Origin of the sequence: Bartonella fuyuanensis (assembly GCF_014197255.1) — a bacterium.
GTDB classification, from domain to species: Bacteria; Pseudomonadota; Alphaproteobacteria; order Rhizobiales; family Rhizobiaceae; genus Bartonella; species Bartonella fuyuanensis.
The window spans coordinates 76,855-93,175 of the sequence record NZ_JACIFE010000001.1; the positions used below are offsets into that span (position 1 = coordinate 76,855).

Below are 16,321 nucleotides of genomic sequence, written 5' to 3' on the forward strand. Positions count from 1 at the left end.
TATTCTGTAATGTCAATAAAACATTTACTCATGTTTCAAGATAATATGAAACTACCAGTTCGTTAAAAAAGAGGAATACCATGAACTTCACAATGTTCACACAACTTGTTAGCCGGATTGATGAGGCAACAAAAACATATGTCACAGATATTTCCTCAAAAGCAATCGCTATCATTACACCCTTCGTATCCGTAGGGCTCACCATCTCTTTCATCGTGTATGGATTGCTCATTATGCGTGGGGCAATAGACATGTCACTCTCTGGATTCGTACACCGTTACTTGCGAACAAGTATTATTACTTCAATTGCATTATCTACCGGACTTTATCAGACTGAAATTGCAAATTTGATAATAGACATACCCTATGAGTTAGCAGCTAAACTAATGAATAACCCACCAAATAACAACACACTAATCAGTTTAATTGACAAAGTCGCTGAACAAGGGTTTAGTTGTGCAAGCGAAGCTTTCGAAGAAGCTGCTTTTTTGGAAGCTAATGGGCTTCTGTATGGTCTCTTCGGTATCCTTATCTTGCTTATAACAAGTTTCCTAGCCGCAATTGGTGGAGCTTTCATTTTGATGGCAAAAATCGCACTTGTACTCCTCGTAGGGCTCGGACCACTCTTTATCATTGCTTTGCTCTGGCAACCAACCTATCGCTTCTTTGAGCAATGGATAGCCCAAATCCTAAGCTATACAATCCTCGTTGTACTCCTAGCCACCGTATTTAGTTTGATGATGGATATCTTTGCAAATTATGTAACCGATCTGAAATTCGATGGAAAGCAAAATGTGGGATATGCCCTTGGTGGTGCACTCATCCTATCTATTATCTCTATTGTACTACTCCTCAAACTGTCAAATATCGCAAATGCTTTAGCAAAAGGCGTTACATTTAGATACCTATGGAGATTAGATACAACAGGCAACGCATCCCCCCCAAAATAACACTGTCAAATAATCAATGAGACCTTTAAAATTATTTGCACTGAACGTGAATTATTTTCATAAATTAAAAAATAAAATTAATAAAAGATAAACTATCGTAAACTATACACTTTACTTTATTATTAAAATTATAATAATGATAATAAATGTTAGACTTTATATCATTATCATAAAAGAGGCGCATTAAAATGAAGTCGATCGTTTTTATAATTTTGATTATAAATACTTTATCAGCTTGTGCATTGGCACCAAAGCTAAAACAACCAAATGATAGAAACCGTGTACCTGTTAATAAAACAATCCCCGCCGAAATCAAGCGAGCAATCATATGAAAAAGTTATTTATTCTAATAGGAGCAATTGCATTTATTGGAGCACTAAATTCAACTCTAGCATTATCTAAATCATCAAAAAAAGCGCTATCAAAAGCGTTACCACAGCATTCTTTTTCACAAGAAGAGGATTTTGATCTGCTGGGAAAACAAAAGACACTTGTTGGAACGTTAAATTCAGCCCTAGACATATCTAAAGCATTAAAATCAGCCCTAGACATATCTAAATCATTAAAACATTCTTCCTCTTCACAAGAATACCAAAAACAACAGGCGCTTATTGGAACACTAAACTCAGCTATAGGACTATCTGAGTCATTACTATCTTCATTACAAAAAGATCCTGCTAGTTTATTTCAAAAACAACTTGAAATAAGCAAAAAGCAGCTTAAAAAAATCGAAGAAACATATAAATTTCTAGCAGGTGAGAAAGTAAATAAGAAAAAAAATAAAAACGTAAATAGCTTAGTGCTTGAAAAAAATAACCAAGATTTTTATTTTCAGAATCCGCAATTTATCTATGATAGAGATAAACAGAATAACATTTTTACCAATAATAGGGTTACAGGCAAGAATGATATTGTGCAAGAGTTTAGTAGAGTTGTAAAAAGTGAAGTTTATCCTAAGAATTATACGAGCAATACTGTACGCACCATAATTACTAGACGCAAACAATATGCAGATTTTATGGATAAAACTGTAGCTTTACGAGTTTTTTTAGAAATAGAAAATCGTTTTCGGCACATTGCGGAGACATTAGCCATTCTTGACCAAATGCAAGATCTAAAAAGCTTTGCTAAATTGCAGATACGTATGAATGAAATATTAGCTATGACCCAGAATGAAGCAACAAAATTACAAATGATTGCGTATTCACGCACCCTTGAACAGGCACTTATTAACCGATTACAAAATATGCGCAATACAAAAATTCTTTCGAGCACAAATACAAAAATGCCTCAAATAAGAAACACTCTATAAACGGCTTATTCTATGCCGTCAGTTTTTTATTTCTACTCTCAGGAGAATTCAAACCCATAGCATTAAATATTCCCTCAATATTCTAAAGAAACACACAAGAGGTTAATCCACCTCAACACAGTTTCAATAATAAAAAGTCCTGAGATAAATCGTATGAATGTAAAGAAACATACGCCCGTTTTTAAAGTCACAGAAAACTGAAAATACGAAAAGAAGAAAGAATAAAATATGAAAAAAACTATTGTTATCATAGCAATAAGTACGTTTTTTGGCATACCAAACTTAGCAAAAAGTGAAAATATTGCTGGTAAAACAAAAGGGCACTCTCGTATTCATCTACTTCCTAGTTTATCAGAAGATCTTGATTCAAGCAGTAGTTATAAACTATAAAGAGCCACCGCTGGGAATAGCATCAAAAAAATACCATCAGGTTTTACACTGCCCGGAAGACTTAGAAAAAATTTAAATCCTCTCCTACATCTGCAACATCCACACCAACTGTGGTAGCTAGCTCAAATCCTGCATCTCAAGCATCTTCAGCGTCTATACCCAAATGATCCTCCAATATTGCTAATATTCTAAAAACAATAGAGCAACAGAATAACGATAATAAGATATTGCATGATGTGTTTGAAAAAACGTATAAATCTATAACAGGTTCTCGAACTGAACTACAAGACTTAAAAAAATATGCTACATGAGACACCTGATTTTTTCTTCAAAATCCAGAAAATATCTATAAGAAAACCAAACATAAGAAAATGAATACAAAGGACTTAAACTAGATTGCAGAAATTAAGCAAGAAAAAGAACAGTATATCAGTAATATTGATAATTTACGTAATGCTATCGATAAACGTATCCAATATGCAACAGTCGTTGATAAAGCAGTAAGTTTAAAAACTTTTCGAGAAGCAGATTATCGTTTTCAGCGAATTGAAGAACTATTAAACGAAATTAATACAACAAAAGACCTAAAAAGCGTTGCCGAGTTACAAGCACATATAATTGGAATGTTAGCTAAGATTCAAAATGAGACTACAAAATTACAAATGGTTTCCTATTCGCGCAACGCAGAACAAGCGCTTATCAATCAACAAAAGCAAAAGCGGAACGCAAAAATTCTCAACAGTAACAATAAAAAAATGCCAACAATACGATACATGAGATCTACTTAATGACATTTTTATATTTATCTTCCCTATATCATTTGCCGCTCGTTTGTGTAAAGAACAGAGCACTACATGGTGTTTCTGTTCTCTCTTAACAAGCTAAAAGCTTTTCCAGAATTATAACCTCTGTCAGACCATACCAATGAAAAATTCTCAGCCGATATTCTGTAATGTCAATAAAACATTTACTCATGTTTCAAGATAATATGAAACTACCAGTTCGTTAAAAAAGAGGAATACCATGAACTTCACAATGTTCACACAACTTGTTAGCCGGATTGATGAGGCAACAAAAACATATGTCACAGATATTTCCTCAAAAGCAATCGCTATCATTACACCCTTCGTATCCGTAGGGCTCACCATCTCTTTCATCGTGTATGGATTGCTCATTATGCGTGGGGCAATAGACATGTCACTCTCTGGATTCGTACACCGTTACTTGCGAACAAGTATTATTACTTCAATTGCATTATCTACCGGACTTTATCAGACTGAAATTGCAAATTTGATAATAGACATACCCTATGAGTTAGCAGCTAAACTAATGAATAACCCACCAAATAACAACACACTAATCAGTTTAATTGACAAAGTCGCTGAACAAGGGTTTAGTTGTGCAAGCGAAGCTTTCGAAGAAGCTGCTTTTTTGGAAGCTAATGGGCTTCTGTATGGTCTCTTCGGTATCCTTATCTTGCTTATAACAAGTTTCCTAGCCGCAATTGGTGGAGCTTTCATTTTGATGGCAAAAATCGCACTTGTACTCCTCGTAGGGCTCGGACCACTCTTTATCATTGCTTTGCTCTGGCAACCAACCTATCGCTTCTTTGAGCAATGGATAGCCCAAATCCTAAGCTATACAATCCTCGTTGTACTCCTAGCCACCGTATTTAGTTTGATGATGGATATCTTTGCAAATTATGTAACCGATCTGAAATTCGATGGAAAGCAAAATGTGGGATATGCCCTTGGTGGTGCACTCATCCTATCTATTATCTCTATTGTACTACTCCTCAAACTGTCAAATATCGCAAATGCTTTAGCAAAAGGCGTTACATTTAGATACCTATGGAGATTAGATACAACAGGCAACGCATCCCCCCCAAAATAACACTGTCAAATAATCAATGAGACCTTTAAAATTATTTGCACTGAACGTGAATTATTTTCATAAATTAAAAAATAAAATTAATAAAAGATAAACTATCGTAAACTATACACTTTACTTTATTATTAAAATTATAATAATGATAATAAATGTTAGACTTTATATCATTATCATAAAAGAGGCGCATTAAAATGAAGTCGATCGTTTTTATAATTTTGATTATAAATACTTTATCAGCTTGTGCATTGGCACCAAAGCTAAAACAACCAAATGATAGAAACCGTGTACCTGTTAATAAAACAATCCCCGCCGAAATCAAGCGAGCAATCATATGAAAACAAAACAAGCAAAACCAGTGAAAGCACAACAGCTTAGCAGTTATTATGAAGAAAGCCGAGGTTTAGAACGTGATCTCATAAATGAATTTATCAGATCGCGTAGAATTGCGTGGCGTGTAGCAGGTGCCGTTGGTCTTTTTGGCTTATTCGGTATGATATGTGGAATCGTTGGTTTTTCCCAACCAGCCCCAACTCCCTTAGTATTACGGGTCGATAATACAACAGGTGCAGTTGATGTTATCTCCATCATGCGTGAGCATGAAACTAGCTATGGTGAAGTTGTAGATAGATATTGGCTCAATCAATATGTGCTTAACCGTGAAACTTACGATTACGATACCATTCAACTGAACTATGACACAACAGCACTTTTAAGTGCAGCAGCTGTTCAACAAGAATATTATAAAATCTATGATGGAGAAAAGGCACGAGACAAAGTGCTTTCCAACAAAGCCCGTATTACAGTTAAAGTACGATCGATTCAACCCAATGGACTCGGTCAAGCAACTGTACGTTTTACCACGCAACAACATGACAGCAACGGTGCAGCTGGACCAAAACAACACCAGATCGCAACAATTGGTTACACCTATGTCGGTGCACCCATGAAATCATCTGATCGATTGCTTAATCCCCTTGGTTTTCAAGTAACAAGTTACCGTACTGACCCAGAAATACTGTTGAATGATTAAGGAATTGACTGTTATGAAAAAACTTGCATTCATTGTTCTACTGTCTTCGTTTTATTCTCTTTACACAGTACCTGTACAGGCACTTAAAAGCCCATCGAATTCACAATATGATCACCGCATTCGATCTATAACCTATAATGAAGCCGATGTGGTTCAAATTGAAACAGTTCTTGGTGTAGCAACACATATCATTCTTGAAGAAGGTGAGCAATATATCACTCATGCCTTTGGTGATTCAGAAGCCTATGCCTTTGCTCATAAAGGGCGGCATATTTTTATTAAGCCAAAAGCAGAACTTGCTAATACTAATCTCATCATTGTAACCGATAAACGAAGCTATAAATTTCGTCTCCAGTTTCGAAATGATCGTGCAGGAGCGACTTATGAATTGGCTTTTCATTATCCCGCTTCAAACAATGAAAAATCAGAAACGAACAGCCAACATCTTGCAATTGAGCGTGGTTTTCACCAAGGCATAAAAGGTTATAATCTTAGTTACACTATGAGCGGTCACCTAGATATTGCTCCGATAAATGCTTGGGATAATGGGCGTATTACTTACTTTAAGTTTCCCGCTAACATGGATATGCCATCGATTTATGTCGTTGATGCTGAAGGCAATGAAAGCTTAATACCACGCACTGTTATCGGCAATTCTAACGATATTATCGCCGTTCATAAGGTTAACCCTAAATGGCTTATACGACTTGGTAAACGTGCTTTAGCTGTTTTTAATGAAGCTTATGACCCCAATGGCATACCAAACACAACAGGAACCGTATCTTCGGCAGTTTATCGTATCAATAAAGGAGGAAAATGATGTTTGGCAACAAGGAAGGAGATGAAAAAAGTACAAAACTGGGCAACATTAAACAAAAACATATTGAAGGTGCCTATGGAAGCTCTGAACTAGGTTCAGAACGCCGTCCGACGATTCCAGGCACTCGTGCATTGTTAATAGTAGGCCTTATTGTCATAATAGTAATACCAATTGCTCTGACTTGGAAAGCTTTTAAAATGCGTAATACTGTAGAAGTGGAGGAAGAGAAACAACAACAAACGGTACAGCAAATTATACCAAATTATACTCCTCGAGTTATCGAAGAGCCAAAACTTATAGAAGAAGAAGAGCAATTAACGCAAACAGAGAACTCAACTTTGGATATTCCACCGGCTCTAAGTAAGCTTTTTCAAACGACCATTCCTGCCCATATACTCAAAGATTCTGAAGAATTAGCACGCAAACGCATGCTCAGTTCTAGTCTTAACAGTGGTGGTAGTGAAGGATCTACAGGGACAACCAATAAAACATCAAATGATGATAGAAATAGTGGCGCATTATTCGACCAGCTCCAACCTGTGCGTTTAGGTCAAGCACAGGCGGTACAACTTCGTAATCGTGACCTTTTGATTACGCAGGGGACACAAATAGATTGCACTTTGGAAACAAAGATCATCACATCACAACCGGGCATGACTATTTGCCATTTAACACGTGATATTTATTCCACAAGCGGTCGTGTTGTTTTGCTCGATCGTGGGTCTAAAGTTGTTGGTTTTTACCAAAGTGGCATACAACAAGGACAAACACGTGTATTTGTGCAATGGTTGCGTATTGAAACGCCTTCTGGTGTTATTGTCAATCTTGACTCACCCGGCACAGGTCCTCTTGGTGAAGCAGGTATCGGTGGTTGGATTGACAGCCACTTTTGGGAGCGATTTGGCGGTGCAATTATGGTGAGTGTCATCGGTGATTTAGGAGAATGGGTAAAAGGTAAAATTAGTAAAAATAATAAAGAGAATAAAGAGGAACTAAAACTTCAAGGTATTCAATCTCAAACTACTCAGAATGCTACATCGGTTATGACTGATGTTCTTCAAAATTCCATCAATATTGTTCCAACACTTTACAAAAACCAAGGTGAACGAGTAAATATCTTTGTTGCTCGTGATCTGGATTTCAGCGATGTCTACAGTCTCGTCACACGTTAACTCAATACAGAAAAATCAAGCAGTTTCTCAACTTCTGCAACCGCTTGATCGTTTTTTAGAAGATCCGGAGATCACTGAATTATCGATCTGCCGCCCCTGTGAAATATGGACGAAAAGTTTCAAAGGTTGGCAGGTTCATAGCGTACCAGAGTTAACCACAGCTTTTTTGCAAACACTTATCACAGCTATTATCGTTTACAACGGTATGGCTCCCAAAAGCATTAATTATGTGCTATTGCCTGGCGGACAACGTGGTACAATTATACAAACACCAGCTGTCATCGATGGTGCTCTTTCTTTTGTAATTCGTAAGCATTCTCTTCTAGTTAAAACATTAGAAGAACTTAACGAAATAGGTGCATTTAGTGATTTCTCTGACGTAAGTTTTAATAAACCTACGGGAAAAGAAGCGAATAACTTGTTATCGAAGCAAGACTTCACACGGTTGGAACCATTTGAAGTTCAACTCTTGCAACATAAACGTGATAGAAAAATTCTTGAATTTTTGGAAGAATGCATCCTTCACAAACGCAACATTATCATTGCAGGAAAGACAGGATCTGGCAAAACAACATTTGCCCGTTCCTTAATTGAAAAGGTCCCTGTAGAAGAGCGTATCATCACAATTGAAGATGTCCATGAGCTTTTTCTACCCAACCATCCCAATCATGTACATATGATTTATGGTAATAATGTAGGCCGTGTTTCAGCTGAAGAATGTTTAGATGCATGTATGCGTCAATCGCCTGACAGAATTTTTCTTGCTGAATTACGAGGCAATGAAGCATGGGAATATCTTAATTCACTAAACACTGGTCATCCTGGATCGATTACAACAACACATGCCAACAGTGCTTTGCAAACATTTGAACGATGTGCCACCTTAATAAAAAGATCAGAAGTAGGACGTCAACTCGATATGGAAATGATAAAAACCGTTCTCTACACAACAGTTGATGTAGTATTATTCTTTAAAGATAGAAAACTCTCTGAAATCTTTTACGATCCGATTTTTGCTAAATCAAAAATTGTTTAAGGGGAATTTTCCTCTTAATAACATTACACAGAAAAAATAGCCGTAACAATCAGTTACGGCTATTTTAAAACCACCCTTTTTTCTTTGCTTCTTCCATGCATTTTTTACACTCTTAATGAACAAAAAAGAAAAAAGTTAGACAGAAAATTCATAAGAAAACCAAGAAACACATGAGATTCTTTCTAAATTCTCTTATCTTTAATCATTCTTTCCATTTATCTTTTAAAAATATGTATTTTATGCGCAAAAGGTGAATCTTAATTCACCCATCAATAAAAGCTTAGTGCAACAAATACTTTCGATCATCACAAATCATTATCACTTTAAAAACACAAACTTATCATTTAAAAATTCTAAGTTCTATTTTCAAATGATCAAAAAATATGTTTTTTAACCAAATAACCTTCAGATACAGAGAATCCAATGCAAATAGACTGTCATATCGATTTAGTCTCCGCAAATTACATTCTACTTGGTAACAAAAAATAGCGTAGCACATCAATATCTTCTTCGGACAAAGAAAAATCCTTAACCTCTACGAATTGTGTAAGCAATCAAATTCCTCTTAAGAAAACCTTGCTAACCATATAACTTGGCGCATACCCTCACCTAAAGAACGCTGCCTATACGAATCTATAGAAAAAACCCTATTATAAATATTCCTACTCTCTTCTCTTCACCTCAAAGAGCGAAAATCTTACAAGAATAAATCTACAATCCCCCTTTTTAAGCCCTATCACACTGATTGATAATGATAGTTTATTGTTGTACATGCTGAATGAATATCCCAAATAACATCAGATTCTCTCATTCCAAACCTGTTTATCTTGAATCAATCAAAACCATATCTTCACACATCATAAACAAGATTCCATATGGATAAAACTGTGCAAAAAAAGCTAAAAATACCTCTAATTAACCATCTTAAGCGGCAAAGGCCGTTCCACATGAAAGATGGCAAAGTATATAATGAATGCCGATGTGTGCCTTGACAAGTGTCAAGATAGGCATAATCAATGGCTGTTTATATACCATTCATGGATACCATCATGAAATGAGCTTGAAAGCTTTACAAGATATCTCGTAAAATAAGCTGGTGAATTGGCAACTGGGTGGCGTTCTGTTTTACTGAGGGTTGTGACCTCATTAAAGAACGTGAAAAACAAAAGCGTGAAGCAATCTTCATTATTTAAAAGATATTGCTTTAGATGCCTTTGAAAGTCATAAAGCTGAATGAAAAAATGCTAGAAAAGATGGAAACTGGTTCTCTCCTTTACAACTTTATATCCTTCCCCAATTAGTCTGTCTGCTCGTTTCAGAGATTACGCAACCAGCGATATGCAATCCGTTCGCACCTATCGGGATACATAAAGTTGGTACAGTTGCTCATAAAACACTCAACCATCTTAATCTTTGGTTCAAACATGCAGAGGCATTAGGATTAACTCTTGATTTACAAACAGTAAAAAAAGCACACGCTCAACTTAAAAAACAACGATATAAAACACAAAACTTACCAATAATAAATAAAAAAGATATGTCTACTTTCCATCAGATTGCGCTATAAAGCACAACAATAATACATTTGCCCTTGCGTTTGCTTATTTTCTTTCAAGCATTCGTATACATCCTTTACATCATTCGTGAAAATGAGATTAAAAAGCATATATAGACAATTCTTAACTCAAGAACATAAAAAACCTACGTGATCCCATAACAGAATTTTGTATACCCTTATCATAAAAGCATTATAAATTCTAAACAAGCACGCAAACACGCTTGATTTCACACAATGATTTTTTTCTGTAACCGATCATGGAGCGCCTCTTAATGTGAATTTTCTATCAACATACAGGAGAGCAAACCGGATTAAAATCTCGTTAGCACGGATTTCATTCTAGTTTATGTAACTGGCTAACAGATTCAACCTATCTCCATCCTAAAGGTTAAAGCTTCTTAACCTGCCTATCGATCTGTAAACAATTTTCTCTCTTTCCTAGGAAATTCTACCTTTTAACCACTTTAATCACCGCACCTCAAATGATGGTATTACGGCACAACAGAATAAAGACTCAAACAATAACTGTTCATACCGTTAATACTTATCGAATTCTCTTTCATATTAAGAAAGATCTCTAAACTGAAAAACAAAACAAAAAACACCCTTACTGCTTAAAAAAATTCTTAAGCATAGATGTAAAAAACGAAATTCAGTTATCTAAAAAACAGGTACTACACCTAGAAATCTATATTTTTCTATTTAAAAACATATAAAATCAGCACCTACGAAGTTCGTCAAAATAAAACACGTTTTTCTACGATTGAATTCATTCAACTTAAACCAACCTACAAACTATTCCTTATTCCATATTTACAATACATGTTTCCAGAATTCTTACTACCGTTTTATAAATTTTTAAAAAATCCTATAAATTTGGTATTTTATAAAAAATTTTTTATAGGCTCTTTAATGAATTTAAACCTATGACATTATAACAATTTTAAATTATTCTCCCCTTAAGGATTTAATCTATCGTTATTAAATAGTTATTGTACACCCTTCAATTTTGAGAACTATCAATTTTACTTTTTAATGCAATAACAATCCAATCTTTAAAATAAAAAATGATCTTTAAAGCATGGTGATAATGCTATCATAAATTCCCAATCTCTGCATATCAGCAATGTTTTCGATAGTTATAATAAATGTATCATAAAACTACGAACTGTCATAATGAACACTACTTTGTATTTTATTTGAATCCTTACACGCGTTATAACATTTTTATAACATTTACATCAGCATTTATTTTTTGCCCTCTATTCACATAGAGTAATTGTTTTTATAAAAAACGATTAATTGAATCGCGCATTAAAGTGCGAATTTTGATTCGCATTTAATAAAAACACATAGCATATTGGTTTTATTGTTTTTACATAAAACGCTTTTCTCTCTCGAAGTATTTATTTTACCCAAACGACTATTGCACTTTTAAAGGCAACAATCACTATTTTGACCATCTCATGGAAGGCCAATAAACTTTTAGCAACTAAATCTTAAGAGGAACAAAAAAACACGCACAATTTTCTGTTTGTTACTTTACTATGCATTAATTAATCGATTTTTGCAGCTCACATTCACCCATCAGTTTTCTTAAGCTCAGCCATTACAAGAATTACTTCATTTTTAAGACAATTATAACTACTAATACCTCATAAACAGACAATGTAATTTTATAGATTAAAGCTCTAAAAGTACATATGATTTTTTTATCTTACGCTTTATTTTCATCAATCAGTAAATTTTCAAAGGCGTCGTTCAATCATGAGTTTTTTAATCTCAGCAATTGCCTTGGCTGGATTTAATCCCTTTGGACAAGTTTGTGCACAATTCATAATTGTATGGCAACGATAAAGGCGGAAAGGATCTTCTAAATTATCAAGGCGTTCACCACACATCTCATCACGTGAATCTGCAATCCAGCGGTAAGCTTGAAGCAAAACAGCGGGCCCCAAATAACGATCACCATTCCACCAATAACTTGGACATGACGTCTGACAACACGCACACAAAATACACTCATAAAGACCATCGATTTTTTGGCGGTCAGAATAACTTTGCAACCATTCTTTTGCAGGTTCAGGAGAAACTGTTTGCAACCAAGGCTCAATAACTCGGTGTTGCGCATAAAAGCGCTTCAAATCAGGAACCAAATCTTTAATAACCGGCATGGAAGGCAAAGGATATACCTTAATGGGATATTTTACATCATCCATACCTTTGGTACAAGCCAATGTATTGGTTCCATCAATATTCATCGCACATGAACCACAGATGCCTTCACGGCAAGAGCGACGAAATGTCAAAGTCGGATCAATATGATTCTTAATAAACAAAAGTCCATCAAGAATCATTGGACCACAAGCGGACCGATCTACGTAATAAGTATCCAGACGAGGGTTTTCCTCATCATCAGGCGACCAACGATAAACGTGAAATTCTGTCAGTTTTTTAGCATCTTCAGGTTTTGGCCAAACTTTTCCCGCTTTCACTTGTGAATTCTTGGGTAATTTAATTTGCACCATATTTCAATCCCCCTTAATAAACACGTTTTTTAGGTGCAATACGCTTTAAATCAATCCCACCATCAGCTTCAGATGTTAATGGTTCCACGTGGACAGGTCGATATGATAACATCACCTTACCCTCTCTTGACAAATGTGAAAGCGTATGTTTACGCCAATTTTTATCATCACGCTCTGGATAATCTTCACGGGCATGAGCACCACGGCTTTCTAAACGTGCTTCCGCAGAATAAACAGTCATGATTGCATTCGCCATGAGATTTTCAAGCTCTAATGTTTCAACCAAATCAGAATTCCATATCAAGGAACGATCTGTCACTTTAATATCAGACAATTCTTCCCAGATTTTATCCATCCGTTGACATCCTTGTTGCAAAGAATCTTCTGTACGGAAGACTGCCGCATCTTCTTGCATTGTGCGTTGCATTTTTTCACGCAATACCGCTGTTGGTATCGCTCCTTGTGCAAAACGCAAACGATCAAAACGCGCTATAATTTCATCAACAGCTACTTCATTGAGCGGTGGAATTTCTGCATTTCGATTAATAACTTCACCTGCGCGAATGGCAGCAGCACGGCCAAACACCACAAGATCAATTAATGAATTTGATCCCAAGCGATTAGCACCATGAACAGAAGCACACCCTGCTTCTCCTACTGCCATCAACCCTGGTTGAATACAATCAGGCGAATCAGCTGTTGGATTGAGGACTTCCCCGTAGTAGTTAGTAGGAATTCCCCCCATGTTATAATGTACCGTTGGCAAGATGGGGATAGGTTCTTTTGTTACATCCACACCTGCAAAGATCCGCGCTGATTCCGAAATCCCTGGTAAACGCTCGTGCAAAATTGCGGGATCAATATGGTTAAGAACCAAATGAATATGGTCCTTCTTAGGTCCAACGCCACGTCCTTCACGAATTTCAAGTGTGATACAACGCGAAACCAAATCACGTGAAGCCAAATCCTTAAAGGAAGGAGCATAACGCTCCATAAAGCGTTCCCCTTCAGAATTGATTAAATATCCCCCTTCACCACGAGCTCCTTCTGTAATTAAGCAGCCAGAACCATAAATACCTGTAGGATGGAATTGCACAAATTCCATATCCTGAAGTGGCAATCCAGCACGTACGATCATCCCACCACCATCACCCGTACAGGTATGCGCTGATGTCGCAGAAAAATAAGCTCGTCCATAACCACCGGTTGCAAGAACAACCATTTTGGCAGAAAAACAGTGTATTGTACCATCATCGAGATTCCACGCAACAACCCCGGTACAAACGCCATCTGTCATGATGAGATCGAGTGCAAAATATTCAATAAAAAATTGCGCATTATGTTTTAAGCTTTGTCCATAAAGCGTATGCAAAATGGCGTGGCCTGTCCGATCAGCTGCTGCACAAGTACGTTGAACAGGTGGACCTTCACCAAATTGTGTTGTATGTCCACCAAAAGGACGCTGATAAATTTTTCCTTCTTGCGTTCGCGAAAAAGGAACTCCATAATGCTCTAATTCGTATACAGCAGCAGGTGCATTCCGCACCAAATATTCCATTGCATCGGTATCACCCAACCAATCAGAACCTTTCACGGTATCATATAAATGCCACTGCCAATTATCAGGCCCCATATTTGAAAGCGATGCGGCAATACCGCCTTGTGCTGCGACCGTATGTGAGCGAGTTGGAAAAACCTTTGTGATACAAGCTGTTTTTAATCCTTGTTCTGCCATACCAAGGGTTGCACGCAAACCAGCACCACCTGCCCCTACAACGACAACATCAAATTTATGATCTACAGTGCGATAAGGAGCATTACCTGCCTTAGCACCCAGAAACGATCCTGTACCCACCATATTTGCTTACCCCCCTAATGCAATTTTCAAAAGAGAAAAGATAATGACACCACCTATAAAAAAACAAAACACAATATTTAATATTAAAAAGAATATTCGGAAACCTTCACGCGGAACATAATCTTCAATCACCACCTGCATACCAAGTTTCATATGATACAGAACCGAAACAGTCATCAATCCCATCAGAATAGCAACAACAGGATGTGCAAGCCGTGCACGTACAAAACTATAGTCCTTGCCCACAAGCGAAAGAATAAGAACAATAAAAAATATCAAAAGCGGCAGATTAACAAACCCTGTCAAACGCTGTAGCCAAAAATGCTCTGTTCCTTCATGAACACTCCCCAAGCCCCGTACTTTCCCAAGTTCTGTTCGAAAGTCTTTTTTCATATCCCTTTTCACCCCCTGCTAAACAACACTATATCCAATAATCCAAATTACAAAAGTAATAATAAGAGAAATAAAGACTGTCGCCCAAGCAATGACGGTTGCCTTTTCTTTTGCCAAAAGGCAAGGACTCACATCCCAAACAATGTGTCGAATACCACCAACCATGTGATGAACGCCTACCAAAGTATAAAGAAACAAGACACATAAACCAAACCAAGAACCATAAATGTCGTAAACTGTTCTGAATGCTTCCTCCCCACACGCAATAGCGATTAACCAAACAGCAAGAAAGACCATACCAACATAAAGTGCCACACCCGTCATGCGATGAGCAATGGACATGGCCATAGTTATTGCCCAACGATAAATACTTATATGAGGGGAACGGGGGCGCTCTTTTATCCTAGTTGTCTCTGTCATAAAATATCCTGACCTGGTTCTACTGCAACCACAATGAACGAGAGGAACGCATAAAACGCTCAAAATATTATCTCGTTCTTACTTGTTTGGCATCTCAAAATACCAATATTACAGGTCGGTTGTCTTAAATAACGGATTAAAGGTCACGCATAAAAAAAACCGATTACTCTATAGATACAATCCGAAAAACTCGCCTTAATCTAATACAATTTTACCTTCACGTCAAAGGTCTAACATCTTTTCTCAATTATAAATCGACATTTTCTCAAACTATGATGGTACTCTTGAATATCCATGATGTACGCAATGCTACGACCCATTAATAATGAAGAAAACTGATAGATTAAATATTCTTATACCTCTTCCAAGTCTTTTCATAACCAAACAAATCAGGAAAGATTCGACATGCGGTATAAAAGGCGCCTTTGCATAAAGTTGAGCCGATATAATTTTTACTCAGCAGATTGCACTTCAACATCCGTGCTTACAGGTGTTTCTTCTACTCTTTCAACAATTTTCTCAACTTTTTTCCGATACTCTCTTTTTTCAGCGATACGCGCAGCTTTACCTTTCAAACCACGAAGATAATAGAGTTTTGCACGACGTACTTTACCACGGCGCACAAGCTCAACCCCTTCAATCAAAGGAGAATAAACAGGAAATACCCGTTCCACCCCTTCACCATAGGAAATCTTACGTACTGTAAAGGTCTCATTCAACCCACCGCCTGAACGAGCAATACAAACACCTTCATAAGCCTGAACACGCGTCCGTGTACCTTCTGTCACACGCACTAGGACACGGACTGTGTCTCCTGGCTGAAAGGCTGGAAATTGACGCTTTTCTTCAATTTTTGCACATTGTTCAGCTTCAAGCTGTGCGATAATATTCATGTCTTTTATCCTTCATATTCTTCATCGAACAGTCAGAGCGCTCACCTCTTATCTAAAAAGCCTTTATTAAG

General features: G+C 36.7%; 15 protein-coding genes and 1 pseudogene. 11 read left to right on the top strand and 5 right to left on the bottom strand.

What is annotated here, in order from left to right; translation table 11 throughout:
• Nucleotides 1–80 precede the first annotated feature (80 nt).
• From GGR08_RS00295 to virB11, 11 genes and pseudogenes are all read left to right on the top strand, one after another.
• Nucleotides 81–950, top strand: coding sequence for a TrbL/VirB6 family protein (locus GGR08_RS00295; RefSeq protein WP_183193430.1), 870 nt, complete (start codon nt 81–83; stop codon nt 948–950).
• A gap of 188 nt (nt 951–1,138) precedes the next feature.
• Entirely contained in the window at nt 1,139–1,282 is a 144-nt protein-coding gene (locus tag GGR08_RS08030; protein ID WP_210273912.1) for a TrwH protein, read from the top strand.
• Nucleotides 1,279–2,262 carry a TrbJ/VirB5 family protein gene (locus GGR08_RS00300; protein WP_183193431.1) on the top strand — a complete coding sequence of 328 codons (984 nt, stop codon included), beginning with the start codon at nt 1,279–1,281 and terminating at the stop codon, nt 2,260–2,262. The genes GGR08_RS08030 and GGR08_RS00300 overlap by 4 nt, the downstream gene beginning before the upstream one ends.
• A 228-nt stretch (nt 2,263–2,490) precedes the next feature.
• Complete coding sequence (locus GGR08_RS00305) at nt 2,491–2,652, top strand: hypothetical protein (RefSeq protein ID WP_183193432.1); 162 nt, start codon at nt 2,491–2,493, stop codon at nt 2,650–2,652.
• Nucleotides 2,653–3,110: 458 nt separating this feature from the next.
• Nucleotides 3,111–3,440 (top strand): annotated as a pseudogene (locus GGR08_RS08060) (TrbJ/VirB5 family protein); the annotation flags it as partial.
• Between the two features lie 235 nt (nt 3,441–3,675).
• Nucleotides 3,676–4,545: a TrbL/VirB6 family protein gene (locus tag GGR08_RS00315; RefSeq protein ID WP_183193430.1), complete on the top strand. Its 870-nt coding sequence runs from the start codon at nt 3,676–3,678 to the stop codon at nt 4,543–4,545.
• Nucleotides 4,546–4,733: 188 nt separating this feature from the next.
• Nucleotides 4,734–4,877, top strand: a complete 144-nt coding sequence (locus GGR08_RS08035) for a TrwH protein (RefSeq protein WP_210273912.1) — start codon at nt 4,734–4,736, stop codon at nt 4,875–4,877.
• The gene (locus GGR08_RS00320; RefSeq protein WP_183193433.1) at nt 4,874–5,572 is read left to right on the top strand and encodes a VirB8 family type IV secretion system protein; all 699 of its coding nucleotides are present in this window, start codon (nt 4,874–4,876) and stop codon (nt 5,570–5,572) included. The genes GGR08_RS08035 and GGR08_RS00320 overlap by 4 nt, the downstream gene beginning before the upstream one ends.
• 13 nt (nt 5,573–5,585) lie before the next feature.
• Nucleotides 5,586–6,392, top strand: a complete 807-nt coding sequence (virB9, locus tag GGR08_RS00325) for a P-type conjugative transfer protein VirB9 (protein WP_183193434.1) — start codon at nt 5,586–5,588, stop codon at nt 6,390–6,392.
• The gene (gene virB10, locus GGR08_RS00330; protein ID WP_183193634.1) at nt 6,392–7,564 is read left to right on the top strand and encodes a type IV secretion system protein VirB10; all 1,173 of its coding nucleotides are present in this window, start codon (nt 6,392–6,394) and stop codon (nt 7,562–7,564) included. The genes virB9 and virB10 overlap by 1 nt, the downstream gene beginning before the upstream one ends.
• Nucleotides 7,539–8,600, top strand: a complete 1,062-nt coding sequence (virB11, locus tag GGR08_RS00335; protein WP_183193435.1) for a P-type DNA transfer ATPase VirB11 — start codon at nt 7,539–7,541, stop codon at nt 8,598–8,600. Before virB10 ends, virB11 begins: the two co-directional genes overlap by 26 nt.
• 3,306 nt (nt 8,601–11,906) lie before the next feature.
• Here virB11 and GGR08_RS00340 read toward each other — a convergent pair.
• The 5 genes from GGR08_RS00340 to rplS all read right to left on the bottom strand — a co-directional run bounded on the left by GGR08_RS00340 (nt 11,907) and on the right by rplS (nt 16,250).
• A complete protein-coding gene (locus GGR08_RS00340; RefSeq protein WP_183193436.1) occupies nt 11,907–12,686 on the bottom strand; it encodes a succinate dehydrogenase iron-sulfur subunit in 780 nt (259 codons plus the stop codon).
• 13 nt (nt 12,687–12,699) lie between these two features.
• Entirely contained in the window at nt 12,700–14,544 is a 1,845-nt protein-coding gene (gene sdhA, locus GGR08_RS00345; RefSeq protein WP_183193437.1) for a succinate dehydrogenase flavoprotein subunit, read from the bottom strand.
• A 6-nt stretch (nt 14,545–14,550) separates the two neighbouring features.
• Complete coding sequence (gene sdhD / locus GGR08_RS00350; RefSeq protein ID WP_183193438.1) at nt 14,551–14,937, bottom strand: succinate dehydrogenase, hydrophobic membrane anchor protein; 387 nt, start codon at nt 14,935–14,937, stop codon at nt 14,551–14,553.
• An 18-nt stretch (nt 14,938–14,955) separates the two neighbouring features.
• Nucleotides 14,956–15,357 carry a succinate dehydrogenase, cytochrome b556 subunit gene (sdhC, locus tag GGR08_RS00355; RefSeq protein ID WP_183193439.1) on the bottom strand — a complete coding sequence of 134 codons (402 nt, stop codon included), beginning with the start codon at nt 15,355–15,357 and terminating at the stop codon, nt 14,956–14,958.
• Nucleotides 15,358–15,809: 452 nt separating this feature from the next.
• On the bottom strand, nt 15,810–16,250 hold the full coding sequence (gene rplS, locus GGR08_RS00360) for a 50S ribosomal protein L19 (protein WP_183193440.1): 441 nt from the start codon (nt 16,248–16,250) through the stop codon (nt 15,810–15,812).
• Nucleotides 16,251–16,321: the final 71 nt, after the last annotated feature.

Bases quoted from the DNA above. Each gene is read 5' to 3' on its own strand.
- GGR08_RS00295 (WP_183193430.1), top strand. From the start codon at position 81: ATGAACTTCACAATGTTCACACAACTTGTTAGCCGGATTGATGAGGCA.
- sdhA (WP_183193437.1), bottom strand. From the start codon at position 14,544: ATGGTGGGTACAGGATCGTTTCTGGGTGCTAAGGCAGGTAATGCTCCT.
- GGR08_RS00340 (WP_183193436.1), bottom strand. From the start codon at position 12,686: ATGGTGCAAATTAAATTACCCAAGAATTCACAAGTGAAAGCGGGAAAA.
- sdhD (WP_183193438.1), bottom strand. From the start codon at position 14,937: ATGAAAAAAGACTTTCGAACAGAACTTGGGAAAGTACGGGGCTTGGGG.
- GGR08_RS08030 (WP_210273912.1), top strand. From the start codon at position 1,139: ATGAAGTCGATCGTTTTTATAATTTTGATTATAAATACTTTATCAGCT.
- GGR08_RS00300 (WP_183193431.1), top strand. From the start codon at position 1,279: ATGAAAAAGTTATTTATTCTAATAGGAGCAATTGCATTTATTGGAGCA.
- GGR08_RS08035 (WP_210273912.1), top strand. From the start codon at position 4,734: ATGAAGTCGATCGTTTTTATAATTTTGATTATAAATACTTTATCAGCT.
- sdhC (WP_183193439.1), bottom strand. From the start codon at position 15,357: ATGACAGAGACAACTAGGATAAAAGAGCGCCCCCGTTCCCCTCATATA.
- virB9 (WP_183193434.1), top strand. From the start codon at position 5,586: ATGAAAAAACTTGCATTCATTGTTCTACTGTCTTCGTTTTATTCTCTT.
- virB10 (WP_183193634.1), top strand. From the start codon at position 6,392: ATGTTTGGCAACAAGGAAGGAGATGAAAAAAGTACAAAACTGGGCAAC.
- GGR08_RS00305 (WP_183193432.1), top strand. From the start codon at position 2,491: ATGAAAAAAACTATTGTTATCATAGCAATAAGTACGTTTTTTGGCATA.
- virB11 (WP_183193435.1), top strand. From the start codon at position 7,539: ATGTCTACAGTCTCGTCACACGTTAACTCAATACAGAAAAATCAAGCA.
- GGR08_RS00320 (WP_183193433.1), top strand. From the start codon at position 4,874: ATGAAAACAAAACAAGCAAAACCAGTGAAAGCACAACAGCTTAGCAGT.
- rplS (WP_183193440.1), bottom strand. From the start codon at position 16,250: ATGAATATTATCGCACAGCTTGAAGCTGAACAATGTGCAAAAATTGAA.
- GGR08_RS00315 (WP_183193430.1), top strand. From the start codon at position 3,676: ATGAACTTCACAATGTTCACACAACTTGTTAGCCGGATTGATGAGGCA.